The following is a 14,424-nucleotide window of genomic DNA, read 5'->3' as shown; positions in this document are numbered from 1 at the left end:
GCAATGACTCTCACGCAGGAACCGCACTCGAAGACAATCGCTACGGTCTGTCTGTCCGGAACGCTCGAAGACAAGCTCGTCGCCGCCGCCCATGCGGGATTCCACGGGATCGAGCTGTTCGAGCCCGACCTCGTCGCGTCGACGTCGAGCCCGAAGCAGATCCGGGAGCGGTGTGACGATCTCGGGTTGGACATCGTGCTGTACCAGCCGTTTCGGGATCTCGACAGCACCGACCCGCAGCAGTTCGAGCGCAACCTGCGCCGACTCGACCGCAAGTTCGACGTCATGGCCGAACTCGGCGTCGACCTGATCCTGGTGTGCTCCAATGCATCCGACGATGCCGTTTCCGACATGGACGAGTTGGCCACGCAACTACGTTCGGCCGGGGAACTTGCGCAGCGCCGGGGAATGCGGATCGCCTACGAGGCGCTGGCATGGGGGCGCACGGTCGATCTGTGGCAGCAGTCCTGGGACGCGGTCCGCCGAGCCGACAATCCCGCCGTCGGCCTGTGCCTGGACAGCTTCCACATCCTGTCGAGATCCTCCACGGTGGAGGCGCTTGGCGAAGTCCCCGGCGACAAGATCTTCTTCCTCCAACTCGCCGATGCGCCGCACAAGGAGATGGACGTACTGCAGTGGAGTAGGCACTATCGGCTGTTCCCGGGCGAAGGTGCCTTCGACCTCGTCGCCTTCACCACCGCCGTACTCGAGGCCGGGTATCGAGGACCCTTGTCGCTGGAGGTGTTCAACGACGTCTTCCGCCAGTCCTCGCCCGTCCGGACCGCGATCGATGCGGTGCGTTCGCTGGGGGCTCTGGAAGCCGGCCTCGACGGCAGCCGACCGGCGCAGTGCATCGACGCAGCCTTCGTCGAACTGAGTGTCACCCCCACCAACCTCGACATCGCCGAGCACGCGTTATCGACGTTGGGTTTCGGGCGGTCGGCGACGCACCGATCGAAGAGGGTCACTGCGTGGACGCAAGCCAACGCCACCATCCTGGTGACCGTCACCACCGATGCGCCCGAGGATGACTCGTCGACAATCGCCGCGATCGCGTTCGACGCCGAGGATCCCACGGCATTCGCCGCCTCGGCGGAAGGCTTGAATGTGGCTGCCCTCCCGCGCGTGGTGCGGCCCGGGGAAGCCGAATTGCCCGCCGTCGCGGCACCCGACGGCCTCTCCATCTTCTTCGTCTCCACCGACCGCGGCGGCCTCGATTGGCGGCGGGACTTCGAGCTCGTGTCCGGGTTCGACGCCATCGTCGGCGCCGGCATCACCGGAATCGACCACGTCTCCGTCACGGCGCCCTTCGACAGTTACGACGAAAGCGTGCTGTTCTACCGCTCGGTGCTTGGGATGTGTACTGACGAGGTGGCCGAGTATCCCGGCCCCTACGGGTTGGTGCGCAGTCATCTCCTGCGTGTGTCGCGCCCGTTCGGTTTCGGTGTGGCGCTGAACGGTCCGCTCCTGCGGCGGGGGAAGTGGACGCCCGGAGTGCAATCTCCCCAGCACATCGCGTTCACCACCGACGACCTCGTGGGCACACTGAATGCGTTACCGACGGACGCCCCGATCCTGCGGATCCCCGCCAACTACTACGTCGATCTGCAGGCTCGGCTGCACCTCAGCGATGAGTTCGTCGACGAACTCCAGCAGCTCGACATGCTCTATGACCGCAGCGCCGACGGGGAGTACCTGCACGCCTACACCACGGTCATCGGGTCGCAGGTCTACTTCGAGATCATCGAGCGGCGGGGCACTTATCGGGGGCGGCCACTTGCGGATGCCCCGGTCCGCATGGCCGCACACGTTGCCGCGCGCCGGGGAACGTTGCGCTGACCGCAGGCCGGCACGACGAGCGGGTACCCGCTCACACGTCCTCCAGTCTGACACCCTTCGTTTCCGCCATGAAGAAGCACGCGACGCCGGTGAGTGCCGCCAGAGCCATGATGTAGACGCCGAAGACCCAGCCGAGGTCGAACCCGAGAAGCAACTGGTTCAGATATGGCGCAGTACCACCGAAGACCGCGACTGAGAAGGAGTACGCGAACCCGATGGACTGCGTACGAAGGTGGGTGGGAAAGCTCTCGGAAAGAGTCGATGACAGGATGCACGCGGGAATCGCGACCACCAACAGCGCCACCGTTGTTGCCAGCAGCAACGTCCATCCTTCCGACGAGATGAGCATCGTCAACGGAATCTGCAGGACGAACATCAACCCGGCGAACGCGGCCAGCATGGGTCGGCGGCCGATCGAATCGGACAGGCGGCCCAGGAACGGCAGAGACACCAACGCGACCAGCTGCGCGATCACCAACATCCAGTAGGCGGTGTCCGGATCCATGTCCTGCTGCGTGATCGCGTACGTCGAAACATACGAAGTCCATGTGTAGTGCGCTGCCGTGATTCCCGAGGTCATACCGATCATCAGCAGGATTGCTCGAACCACCGTCCTGCGCGGAACGGAAGGTCGATCGTCCTGCTGCTGGCCGGCGTCGAAGACGTCACTCTCGTCCATGCTGCGCCGTAGGTACAGTGCGAACAGAGCGAGAAGTGAGCCCAGAAGGAACGGGATACGCCAACCCCATTGACCCACAGCCGATTCGGTCAGTGTGGTCGTGATGACTCCGCCTACGGTGTAGGCCAGGACCGAGCCGCCGAAGATGGCGATGAAGGCCACGCTTCCCCACATGCCGCGACGATTCGGGGGAGCGATTTCGCCGACGTAGGAGTACGCGGTCGCCGACTCGCCGCCGTGAGCGAAGCCCTGCATCATCCGGGCCAGCAACAGTAATGCCGACGCCCAAGCGCCGATCGCAGCGTAGGTGGGCATGATTCCGATCAGCAAGCTGCCGGTGGCCATCATGAGCATGGTCGTGATGAGTACGAACTTTCGGCCGCGTTTGTCCGCTATCCGTCCGAACACTATGCCGCCCAGCGGCCGCATCAGAAAACCGACGGCGAACACAGCGAGCGTCGACAGCAGCGCTGAGACCGGATCAGCCTGGCTGAACATCGCCGCCGCGATGAACGGTGCGAATACCGCGTAGGCGCTCCACTCGTACCATTCCAGGACGTTGCCCACGGAACTCGCGACGAGGGACTTCTTACGGGAGGAGATGGTTGGCGCGTCCTGCGTCTCGCCGGCGGTCCTGGCACTCATGATGGGTCACTTTCCCGAGAACGATGCAGTGGCAGTGTGGTCGTCATTGCCGCAGCTCGGCTCTCTTGATCTTTCCGGTGGGGGTCTTGGGGAGTTCACCGATGATGTGCACGCTGCGCGGCCGCTTGTAGGCAGCAAGTCGATCACGGGTGAAGTCGATCAATTCTTCTTCGGTGACGGTCGCGCCGGGGCGCAGCGCGACGAAGGCGACCACGGCTTCGCCCTGGTAGTCATCCGGGCGGCTGACGACTGCGACTTCGAACACGGCGGGATGCTCGTAGAGGGCGTCCTCGACTTCGCGAGGCCACACCTTGTAGCCCGACACGTTGATCTGGTCCTTGAGCCGGTCGACGATGTAGACCCATCCGTGCTCGTCGATGATCGCGACGTCACCAGTGCGAAGCCGACCACCGGGCATTGTCGACATGGATGCCTCCGGATTGCGCCAGTAGCCTGAAACTACCTGTGGCCCGGATATTTCGAGCTCGCCTGCGACTCCCGGCGCGGTCGGGGACCCCGCCGGGTCGATGGTCCGAAGCCGCACCCGGGGTAGAGGTAGTCCCACCGACAGTGACCCACTTGTCTCATCAACCGGGGCCTCCGTGCCCGGGGGTACGGCGATCACGCCGGCGGTGGTCTCGGTCATGCCGTAGGCGTTGTGGATGTAGTGGCCGAACCGAGCCGCGAACGCCTTGATGGTGGCGGGAGGGATGGGCGCGCCACCGGAGTACAACGTCTTCACCGACTCGAAGTGCGCGGCGCTTGCACTCGGGAGCGCCGAAATCGCATTGAACACCGTGATGGATCCGATTGTGTACGTCACCCGATGCTCGACGAAGGCGTCGAGGGAAACTGCAGCATCGAACCTGTTCGCGAACACCAGCAGACAATCGCGGATGAGGGACACTGCGGCGTTGAGCATGGCACCGGTGATGTGGAACAGCGGAGCGACGGCGAAGACCACATCGCCGTCCGCGAGGCGGACGTGATCGCCGAAGTCGACTGCCGTGGCCAGGGCATTCGCATGCGAGATCATCGCGCCCTTCGGTGGACCCGTGGTACCCGAGGTGTATGCAAGAACCGCCAGATCTTCACCGACGAGTGGAGTATCGGCGGGCCTGCGACCGCGGTTCCGTCCAATCAGGCCCACCAGATCGTAGACGGGCGACGTGAGCCGCGTCGTCGACCGGAACACACGCGGGTCGTTACGCGTTTGGAAATCGAGGCCACTGGTGCTGATGGCGAACCGGATGGTGCTTCCGCGCAGTGCTTCCGTGGTGGCATCGAGGTCGTGTTCGTCGCAGAAGATTCCTACCGGTTGCGCGTCGTCGACGATGGCACGGAGTTCGCGTCCGCGGTACATCGGGTTGAGGAGCAACGCGGCCGCACCGATCTTCCAGAGTGCGAGGAACGTGATCGCGTACTGGGGGATGTTCTGCAGATAGATTCCCACCCGGTCACCATGAGAGACCCCCTTGTCGGACAACGCCGTGGCGAGTGCGTCGGATGCATCGTCGACCTCGCCCGCAGTGAGAACTGTGTCGAAATACGCGACGGCGGGATGGTCGGGATAACGCTCGACGCGGGTGCGCCACGCATCGACGACGGTTTGCGCGGGCGACGCGCTGTCCTCTTCCGGCATCTCAACTCCGCCTGTCCACTATGAGATTCGCCGAGTGCATCGACAGGTGACGAGGAACTGACCTCGATCACGAACGTTGCCGCTGGTGTCCACAATGGCCACTGCCGCAGGGGCTTCCGCGGCGCGGGCCTTCCAGGCCACCGCATTCACCCCGGCGGCACGAACCTCCACCAGCAACTCACCACCAAGTGGCGTCGGCATCTCCCGATCGAGAAACTCCTGCACGTCCGGGCCGCCGTTGCTGCTGTATCCGAATGCTCTGACCATCCGTGGCGCATACCCTTGGTGTTCGCCGGTAAACCGGCCGCCCGGGCGTCTCGCAAACCGGACTTTACCGAGACGGGAACCATCACCGAGGGGACCGCACTCAGTTCGGGCATTCTGGGAGGGGTCGGGTGATCGATGAACGCCGTCACCGGCGCTGGTCACCGCATCGGCAGAAAGGGGTCAGTACGACACCACGACAAGTGCGACCAGCATCGCCACGAGCCCGACAGTGAAGACGCATGCCCGGACGGATCGCAACCCCGGGTCAATGCGTTTGCGGGACGACGCGTCCGTCCCCCGTCGGGCCACCCGATTCTCCGCGACCCTCGTGACCGCTCGAGATGAGTTGTGCGCGCAGTCGATGATGCGCCCGGTGGCGCCGAGACATCGCTGTTCCGAGGGGAATACGCTCGATCGCGGCGACGTCCCTCATGGAGTACTGGCAGACGTCTGCGTAGAAGATGACTGACTGGAAGCCCATCGGGAGTGTTCCGACGCATTGCTTGAGGACATCGTCGGTGTGATCCTGCAACGCCACGTCTTCCGCGGATGGTGTGGCGGTCAGCGCCTCGCCGGCATGCTCCTCCTCCCAGAAGGATCCGGCAAGCGTTTCCTGCACCCGCCGCGTCGTCCGCCGATGCGTATCGATCCAGATGTTGACCATGATGCGCGACATCCACGCGCGGACGTTCGTGCCCTGTTCGAACGTTCCGAACTTCTTCCAAGCCCTGGCGTAGGTCTCCTGGATGAGGTCTTCGGCGTCGTGCTTGTTCCGGGTGTAGCGGTACGCGGCATGCAGGAGATCCGCACGAATGGGTATGACTTCAGTGGTGAAGCGCGCCTCTGCAGCGGCGGCGGCCTGCTCCGCCTCCCTCGTCGTGCCAGCGCTCTGATTGACGGTTCTCATCGAATTACCCTGCTTCTTGGTGAGATTTGGCGAACGACCGACCTCTGTCCATTCACTGAGCGTCGGTGCGCAGCACATCCGATCGGGTAAGCAGTTCGCTTGACCCGTGAAGCCGAAGCGGTCACTCTCCGATGGGCGGAGCCACTACCCACGACACGGTTCGGCCGGTGTGGCCGAACGAGATCACAGTGGGTCGGTCAGTGGGGAACCTTCGACTTCGAAACCGTTAGCAGTCAGATAACTTCGGATCTTACGGCGCGAGTCGAAAATGCTCTTGTACAACGCATTTCGCGAAACCCCGTACTTGTCGGCCACTGCGTTCGGCGGAGCGCCTTCGACGACCGCTTCGATGAACACCTGTCGCTGCTGGTCGGTGGGCACTGTCATGACCGCTCTCCCGACCGCCGTCATCATCTCCCGGGCCTCGGCGTGGCGGCTCGGATTGTGGTGGAGCCGGTCGGCGAACGCGTCCCAATCACCGTGGTCCATCTGGAGGTGGGGCGTCCACGAATGGCGGCGAAGGCACTTGAGCCTGCTCGACAGCTCGAAGACGACGAACCGGTATGCCCACGTGGTGAGTTTGCTGTCACCGCGAAAGCTGGAGAGCTTGCCCAATACCGCCAACAACGAATCCGCGGCCACCTGATTCGCGATGTCGTCGACCTCCTTGCCGGTGAACGGCGCGCGTCCGCGATAGAGCTCGCGGCGGGCGACCCTGACCAAGAAGTCGTGCATCCTGGTCACGGCGGAGCGGTGGCCTGGGCACCGCTCGTCCAGCAACTGTCGTAGCCATTCAGCCGAATCGTCGACGCCCTCGGCGAGGTCACAGCTCATCTAACATCTCCCGCGCACCGTTGCAGTGATCACCCGTCGCCCGTTGACATTGCTGAGCAAAAAACTGAGCAACGCAGGGGAGGCCGCGGAGTGCCGGTCGTGAAAGTCGGCACCCCCCGTAGGTTCGACGGCAGCTGGTCGCGGCCCCGAACCTCTCATGGGTAACAACTCGTGTACGTGCAACCTGCACCGGACCCCCATCAGGTCGCGCACAATCTGCTGGATGCCGCAGGGACGGCCGGCATTCCAACGTTCGACAGTCATAACGGCGTCATGATGGAAGGTGAAGGCGGCGTCTCGATCGCCGACATTCGCGCTCGAGCGGGCATTCGCGAATCGGTGTTCCGCTCGTACACCTACCCCTACATGGACCGAGCGAACCTCACGGTGCTCACCGAGGCTCTCGTGACCAAGGTGACTCTGGAAGGCAAGCGGGCCGGCGGTGTGGAGTTCGCCTACGAAGGCACTACGCACCGAATCGAAGCCGGCTCGGAGGTCATCTTGAGTCTCGGCGCTATCCATACTCCAAAGGTGTTGATGCAGTCGGGCATTGGTGACCACGTTGAGCTGGCTCGATTGGGGATCACACCGGTGCAGCACCTTCCGGGTGTGGGCCAGAATCTGCAGGACCATCCGGGTATCGCCTGCGTATGGGAGTCTCCGGAGCCGCTCGTTCCCCGCAATAACGCCGGGGAAGCCACCTTCTTCTGGAAGAGCGACCCGGCTGTCGCCACCCCCGACCTCCAGACGTGCCAAAGCGAGTTTCCCGTGGCCAGCCCGGCGAACGCCGCACGGTTCGGCCTGCCCGAGGCAGGATGGGCACTGAATGTGGGTGTCGTGCGGCCACAGAGCAGGGGGAGTGTCCGATTGACCGGACCCTCTCCCACCGATCCGGTTCGCATCGAAGCCAATTTGTTGGCAGACCCCGCCGACCTGGCGGCCGCAGTGGCCGGTGTCGAACTCTGCCGCGAGATCGGCAACGCCGCTCCGCTAGGTCCCTATGCGAAACGCGAAGTGATGCCGGGCAACCTGATCGGCCGCGAACTCGAAGCGTTCATCCGCGACGCCGCTTCCACGTACTGGCATCAAACCTGCACCGCGAAGATGGGCCGCGACGATATGTCGGTGGTCGACGGAGACCTGCGTGTCTACGGGATCGGGCGGTTGCGGATAGCGGACGGGTCGATCATGCCCCGCGTCACCACAGGCAACACCATGGCGCCTTGCGTGATCATCGGGGAACGTGCAGCACAACTACTCAAGGACGCACACGGGCTGTAGCTTTCCAACGCCGCGCATCTGCCATCTCTGACTTCGGGATATCTCGCCGGTGAGCTGAGGCGCGTCGATACGGTTAGCCTGTCCGGGCTGACCGAGTGCCGGGCGACCCAGTGCCGACCACCATGGACGCCCTGGTGGGCGGACGCCATCGTGTCGACGATCCGCAATACGACCCCGATTCCCTCGCATTCCTTTGCGAGGCGCCGGCTCAGCGGCGGCGAACCCGCTCAGCTGGCGACCACGTAGACCACTGAAGCCAGTGCGAAGGACAGGAAGCCGATGGCCGTGGCGACGACCGTCCACGTCTTCAACGTGGTCATCGTGTCGAACCCGCAGAAGCGCCCGATCAGCCAGAATCCGGAGTCGTTCACGTGCGAGAACGTGATCGAGCCGGCGCAGATGCCGATGACGACCGCCGCCAGCGCGATTGCGCCGAGGTTCATCGACGTCACGGCGGGGGCCATGATCGCGCCCGCGGTCGTCGCCGCGACGGTAGCCGAGCCCTGCGCGACCCGGAACGCGATGGCGATCAGGAAGCCGGAGAGCATGACCGGCAGGCCCAGGGCGTCCAGGCCGTCGGCCAGGGTCTGGCCGATGCCCGTCTCGGTGAGGACTCTGCCGAAGGCGCCACCTGCGCCGGTGATCAGGATGATCGAGCAGACAGGTGCCAGCGCATCGTCGACGAGGTTCTCCAACAGCCCGCCGATCGGCTCGCCGCGTCGTCGTCGTGGCCGAACGTAGAGCAACACCATGGCCAACAAGACGCTGATCAACAGCGCCATCGAGGTGGTTCCGATCAGGCGCGAGAGCTGGTACGCAAGATTGTCTTCGGTCACGGCGCCATCTGCCTCGAGAGTCGAGAACACCGTGTTGAAGAAGATCAACAGCAATGGCAGGAGGAGGACGAGGATGACGGTCCAAAAACCGGGGCGCTCGTCCTCGGGGTAGTCCTTCGGTTCGCCGAGCAGGGTCGGCACCGGCATGTTCGGGTAGCGCTTGGCGATGATCAGGCTGAGCCGGTAGCCGGCGAGATACCAGGTCGGCAGGCCGACGAGCAAGGCGACGATGACGACCATGCCGACGTCGGCGCCCATCACCGTCGCTGCGGCCGTCGGGCCCGGGTGGGGCGGTGTCAGGGCGTGCATCATCAGGAATGCGCCGATGGACGGCAACACGTACAGCATGAACGATCCGCCAAGGCGCCGAGCCACGGTGTAGATGATGGGCAGCATGACGATGAATCCGGCGTCGAGGAAGATCGGGAAGGCGTAGAACAGCGAGGCCACGGCGAGAGCCAGCGGCGCCCTCTTCTCCCCGAACCTCTTCAGCATCCTGTCGGCCAACGTCTGTGCGCCGCCGGTCATTTCGACGAGCCGTCCGAGTACGGCACCGAAGCCGACGAGTAACGCGACGGTGCCGACGGTATTGCTGAAGCCCGCGATGACGACGGTGACGACGTCGCCCATCCCGATGCCGGCGGCGAGGCCGGTCAGCACGCTGACCACGATCAGCGAGAAGAAGGCGTGGAGCCTGACCTTGATGATCAGGAACAGCAGCACCGCGATGGCGACGACGGCGATGACGATGAGCAGGGCGGCGGGCCGCTCCGCGAGGACTATTTCATCCATGGGGTTCCCTTCGGGGATGGCAGACGCGGGAGGCGGTCGTCAGCGGAGACGCCGGATGTGCAGGCTGTCAGGATCCCTTCGGCGCAGGCCCGAGTTCGCGCAGCAGATCACCCATGCGGGAATACGCCTTGTTTCGATAGGCGATGACGGCTGCCTTCGTGTCGTCATCGAAGTCCCCGGTCAGCCCCTTGCCGTTCTTGGTCCCTTCGCGGCCGGCGGCGACGGCGTCGGTGAGCAGTTTCGGGGTGGCCATGCGCTCACCGAACTCGTTCTCCAGGGTGGTGAAACCCTTGGCGTACACAGGGAGTCCGGCTTGGTCTGCGATGGCGAACGGACCGAAGAAACCGAGCCGGAAGCCGAAGGTGGTGCGAACGATGGTGTCGACGTCCTCCACCGAGGCCACGCCCTGCTCGACGATGAGAGTCGCCTCCTTGAGCAGTGCGTACTGCAGGCGGTTCAGTGCCATGCCGGGTGTGTCGGCGACTTGTGCACCCTCGCGCCCGGCACGCACGAGGAGGTCCTTGACCGAGTCGATGACCTCTTGGGAGGTGGCCTCGCCGGCGACCAGCTCGACCCCGGGGATGAACGGTGCAGGGTTGGAAAAGTGCACGGTGAGAAAGCGCTCGGGGTTGCTGACCGCGTCCACCAGCACCTTGACCGGGATGGTGGACGTGTTGGTGCCGATGATCGTGTCGGACCGAGCGCTCGCGCAGATCCGTGCCAGCACCTCCTTTTTGACGTCAGGGTCTTCGAAGACGGCTTCCATCACGAAGTCGACGTCGGAGACGGAGTCGTCAAGGCTCTCGCCAGCCGCGAGGTTGCTCATGATGGTCTCTGCGCTGCCCGGGTCGAACAATCCCTGTGCCTCGAATTCCCTTGCCTCCCTTTCCAGCCGCTTGAGGGCCTCGTGGGTCGCCTCGACGCTGACGTCGGTGATTTGCACCTTGAACCCGTTCAGGGCGAGGACCTGAGCGATTCCGCCGCCCATGTAACCGGCGCCGACAACTGTGACGGTGTTGATCTTGCGCATGCGATGCCCTTCGGGTTGGAGGTCAGGCGAGAGCAGACGTGAGGACCTGCTCGATGTACTCCCGGTTCTCGGCGCACACGCCCAAGGAGTCGGAGCCGTAGTGCTCGCAGCAGAACGGCCCGGAGTAGCCGAGTTCGATTGCTAGACGGATCATTTGGCGGTAGTTGATGTATCCGTACTTCAACGGCAGCGGGGCAGAGCTGTACGCGCCGGTCGCCGGGTCGTAGTCGCGCGAGTAATTCTTGATGTGCCAGAAGTTGGAGTACGGAAGAACCTTGGCGTACATCTCGGCGAAATGCGGCATGGGCCGGTGCAGTCGGATGAGGTTGCCCAGGTCCGGGTTGAGTCCTACCGCGTCGTGGTCCACGTCGCGGACGAACTGCACTGCGTCGTCCGGTGTCCCGATGTAGGTGTCCTCGTACATCTCGAGGCTGAGTTGGATTCCGTTGGTCCGCGCGTGGTCACCCAGCTCGCGGATGCGCTCGACCGCCAGGTCACGTAGGGCCGGGTCGTCGACATGACCCTCGACCAACCAGAACCAGATCTGCTCGCTCTGCTCGGGAGTGACCGCCTGCATGAAACCGGTGTTCACGATGGTCGCGCCGAACGACGGTGCCAGGTCGATGAGGCGGTGAGCGTCGGCGAGGTTCTGGGAGCCGTTTGCAACGTCGACGACCGAGTTGCGCGTCATGGAAATCGACGAAATCGCCAAACCCTCATCGCCGAGGACTGTGCGGAACTCTTCGACACGGCTGTCCGAGAGGGCGGCGAGCGGCACCCAGGCGTCGGTGGGATCGATGTAGTCGAAGCCCAGCTCGCGGACCTGCCGCAGCTGTGAGGCCCACACAGTGGAGGGCGCATCCTTGATGTGGCCACCATCGGGTGCGCGATTGCCGAACCCCAGCATGTTGGCCGCGATCGGCCAGGTATCAGCCGAGAACATCTCGGACCTCCGTCGTGGTCTAGATCACATTCGTGCTCTCGATCACATAGGATATAGGCCGATCCGTGACCTATGTCAATGCCGGGTAAACTCAACTCCCTGATCAGTGCGTCGTGCGCAGCGGCGGCATGATCACGAGCCCGACGTGTCCGTCGGGCGGTTACGCCGCCGGGATGCGGAAAGGCCTGAAGTGGGAGACCACGAATACGCGATACCGGTACGCAGCACGCTTGTCGACCAGGTCTACGAGCGCCTGATGGAGCTCCTACTCGACGGCACGCTGCAGTCCGGAGATCCGATCAGCATCGATGGGACGGCTCGACACCTGGGCGTCTCGCCCACACCGGTGCGTGAGGCATTGGCCCGCCTGGAGTCCACGGGCAACGTCATTCGTGTGGCCATGCGCGGGTACCGCGTGCCGGAAATGCCGGATGCCAAGGAGATCGCCGACATCATGGACGCTCGTCTGCTCATCGAGTCCCAGCTGGCGGAGTTGGCTTGTGCCCGAGTCGATGTCGGCCTGTTAAACGCCCTGGAGGACGCGATCGAGGAGCAGGAGCGGGCACCTCATACTTCCGATGCCGCGGCGATCAGGAAGTACCACCGCGCGGATGAACGGTTTCACCGGCTGATCGCCGAACATGCCGGCAACGGCGCGCTGTTGCGGGCCTATGACGCACTGGGCGGCCACGGACAACGCTTCCGGCTCTTCGTAGGAGTGGGCGTCCAGGATTCCGCACACGCAATCGCCGAGCACCGAGAGCTCCTGGCTGCGCTGCGGCGAGGTCGCGGACCCGAGGTGTACCGCATCATGCACGCGCATATCAGTGGCGTGAAGGAACGGGCGTTGGCTGAACACGCACAGGCCGAGCGCACGAGGGCGACGCACACCACTCGCGGCTGAGGCGACGGCGAATCCTATACGATTGAATGACCGACACCGGGTCGCGGGACCAGCTCCGCGAGGTGGTGGGCGATCGCGAAGGACGGAACAATGACGTACCTCCTCAATTCCCCGAACAACTTCGCCGACGAGGCGGTCCGCGGCCTGGTCGCGTCCCACCCCGACCTCCTCGCCGAGGTCCCCGGTGGCGTGGCTCGCTCGACGCAGACTCCGCACGGCCAGCCCGCACTCGTGATCGGCGGAGGATCCGGGCACTACCCGGCCTTCGCCGGGTGGGTCGGGCCCGGCATGGGCCATGGTGCACCGTGCGGCAACATCTTCTCCTCTCCGTCTGCCTCCGAGGTGTACTCCGTGGTGCGCAACGCCGAGAACGGTGGAGGCGTCATCCTCGGGTTCGGCAACTACGCCGGGGACGTCCTGCACTTCGGCCTCGCTGCTGAAAAGCTGCGTCACGAAGGAATCGACGTGCGCATTGTCACCGTCAGTGACGACATTGCCTCCAACGGTCCGGACAACCATCGCGACCGCCGGGGCGTCGCCGGTGATCTGCCGGTCTTCAAAATCGCAGGAGCGGCCATCGAAGCCGGCGCGGACCTCGATGAGGCCGAGCGTCTGGCCTGGAAGGCGAACGACGCGACCCGCTCATTCGGCTTGGCCTTCGACGGGTGCACCTTGCCTGGGGCCGATGAGCCGTTGTTTCGCATCGAGAAGGGCCGGATGGGGGTGGGACTCGGCATTCACGGCGAGTCGGGCGTCCGGGACGACCGCATCGGCAGCGCCGCCGAGGTCGCCGACCTACTACTCGAAGAACTCACGGCCGAAGAGCCTCCGCGTGGCGAGAACGGTTACGACGGCCGTGTCGCCGTGATTCTGAACGGGCTCGGCACGGTGAAGTACGAAGAGCTCTTCGTCGTCTACGGGCGCATCGCCGAACGCTTCGAGGAGAAGGGGCTTACCGCCGTGCGCCCGGAGGTGGGTGAGTTCGTCACCAGCCTCGACATGGCCGGCCTGTCGCTGACCCTGGTGTTCCTCGACGAGGAACTCGAAAACCTGTGGCTGGCGCCGGTGGAAACGGCGGCCTACCGCCGCGGGGCGATGCCGGATGTGGACCGTACCCCGCGTACGAGCATCTGGGACGCGGCGGAGACGGAGATCCCGCCGTCGAGCGAGGACTCCCGAGCCTGTTCTCGGAACATCGCCGCAGCGCTGGAGACTTTTCAGAAGGTGTGTGCCGAGAACGAAGCCGAGCTCGGCCGCCTCGACGCGGTCGCCGGCGACGGCGATCACGGCCAGGGCATGACGTTCGGCTCCCGTGGCGCGGCACGAGCGGCCCGTGCTGCTGCAGAAGACGATGCCGGCGCTCGGACCACGCTGCTGCTGGCCGGTCAGGCGTGGGCCGACTCGGCCGGAGGCACCTCGGGCGCACTGTGGGGTGCGGCGCTGACCAGCGCCGGGGGTGTCTTCTCCGACACCGAGGGCGGCAGCGACCAGCACGTCGTCGATGCGGTCAGCGCCGGGATCGACGCCGTCATCCGTCTTGGCGGTGCGAAGCCGGGTGACAAGACGATGGTCGACGCCGCCGCGCCGTTCCGCGACGCACTGGCCGAGGCGTTCGACACGCAGGCAGGCCCCGCCATCACCACCGCAGCCCGCGTGGCCCGCGAAGCGGCCGACAAGACAGCGGACATCGCGGCGCGGTTGGGCCGCGCGCGGGTACTCGGCGAGAAGAGCGTCGGCACCCCAGACCCTGGCGCCCTGTCGTTCTCGCTGTTGATGGCAGCCCTCGGCGAGCACCTGACCCGATGAACGAGACCCTACGAAGGAG

General features: G+C 64.7%; 10 protein-coding genes and 1 pseudogene. 4 read left to right on the top strand and 7 right to left on the bottom strand.

The features are described 5' to 3' along the window. The first annotated feature begins 3 nt into the window (after positions 1-3). Positions 4-1,839, top strand: coding sequence for a sugar phosphate isomerase/epimerase and 4-hydroxyphenylpyruvate domain-containing protein (locus I7X18_RS28340; RefSeq protein ID WP_193045473.1), 1,836 nt, complete (start codon positions 4-6; stop codon positions 1,837-1,839). A 31-nt stretch (positions 1,840-1,870) separates the two neighbouring features. Here I7X18_RS28340 and I7X18_RS28335 read toward each other — a convergent pair whose 3' ends face one another. From I7X18_RS28335 to I7X18_RS28320, 4 genes are all read right to left on the bottom strand, one after another. Next, positions 1,871-3,163, bottom strand: a complete 1,293-nt coding sequence (locus I7X18_RS28335; RefSeq protein WP_193045474.1) for an MFS transporter — start codon at positions 3,161-3,163, stop codon at positions 1,871-1,873. 43 nt (positions 3,164-3,206) lie between these two features. Then, positions 3,207-4,805 carry a class I adenylate-forming enzyme family protein gene (locus I7X18_RS28330; RefSeq protein ID WP_193045475.1) on the bottom strand — a complete coding sequence of 533 codons (1,599 nt, stop codon included), beginning with the start codon at positions 4,803-4,805 and terminating at the stop codon, positions 3,207-3,209. 532 nt (positions 4,806-5,337) lie between these two features. Beyond that, a complete protein-coding gene (locus I7X18_RS28325) occupies positions 5,338-6,057 on the bottom strand; it encodes an RNA polymerase sigma factor (RefSeq protein WP_193045476.1) in 720 nt (239 codons plus the stop codon). A gap of 105 nt (positions 6,058-6,162) precedes the next feature. Continuing rightward, positions 6,163-6,813 (bottom strand): RNA polymerase sigma factor, encoded by a 651-nt coding sequence (locus tag I7X18_RS28320; RefSeq protein WP_193045477.1) that lies wholly within the window; start codon positions 6,811-6,813, stop codon positions 6,163-6,165. A 171-nt stretch (positions 6,814-6,984) separates the two neighbouring features. Here I7X18_RS28320 and I7X18_RS28315 point away from each other — a divergent pair. After that, positions 6,985-8,094: pseudogene (locus I7X18_RS28315) on the top strand (GMC family oxidoreductase); the annotation flags it as partial. Between the two features lie 227 nt (positions 8,095-8,321). On the opposite strand, the gene I7X18_RS28310 reads toward I7X18_RS28315, so the two are convergent. The 3 genes from I7X18_RS28310 to I7X18_RS28300 all read right to left on the bottom strand — a co-directional run bounded on the left by I7X18_RS28310 (position 8,322) and on the right by I7X18_RS28300 (position 11,695). Further along, entirely contained in the window at positions 8,322-9,722 is a 1,401-nt protein-coding gene (locus I7X18_RS28310) for a GntP family permease (RefSeq protein ID WP_193045479.1), read from the bottom strand. 67 nt (positions 9,723-9,789) lie between these two features. Beyond that, positions 9,790-10,752: a 3-hydroxyacyl-CoA dehydrogenase family protein gene (locus tag I7X18_RS28305; RefSeq protein ID WP_193045480.1), complete on the bottom strand. Its 963-nt coding sequence runs from the start codon at positions 10,750-10,752 to the stop codon at positions 9,790-9,792. Positions 10,753-10,774: 22 nt separating this feature from the next. Beyond that, positions 10,775-11,695, bottom strand: a complete 921-nt coding sequence (locus I7X18_RS28300) for a sugar phosphate isomerase/epimerase family protein (protein ID WP_193045481.1) — start codon at positions 11,693-11,695, stop codon at positions 10,775-10,777. 190 nt (positions 11,696-11,885) lie between these two features. Between I7X18_RS28300 and I7X18_RS28295 the strand changes: the two genes are divergently transcribed. Both I7X18_RS28295 and lerK read left to right on the top strand, forming a co-directional pair. After that, positions 11,886-12,599, top strand: coding sequence for a GntR family transcriptional regulator (locus I7X18_RS28295; RefSeq protein ID WP_232375357.1), 714 nt, complete (start codon positions 11,886-11,888; stop codon positions 12,597-12,599). A 90-nt stretch (positions 12,600-12,689) separates the two neighbouring features. After that, positions 12,690-14,405 (top strand): L-erythrulose 1-kinase, encoded by a 1,716-nt coding sequence (lerK, locus tag I7X18_RS28290; protein ID WP_193045482.1) that lies wholly within the window; start codon positions 12,690-12,692, stop codon positions 14,403-14,405. The last annotated feature ends 19 nt before the right edge of the window (positions 14,406-14,424 follow it).

The organism is Mycolicibacterium baixiangningiae (assembly GCF_016313185.1).
GTDB lineage: Bacteria > Actinomycetota > Actinomycetes > Mycobacteriales > Mycobacteriaceae > Mycobacterium > Mycobacterium baixiangningiae.
This window is presented reverse-complemented; position numbering and strand designations above follow the sequence as displayed.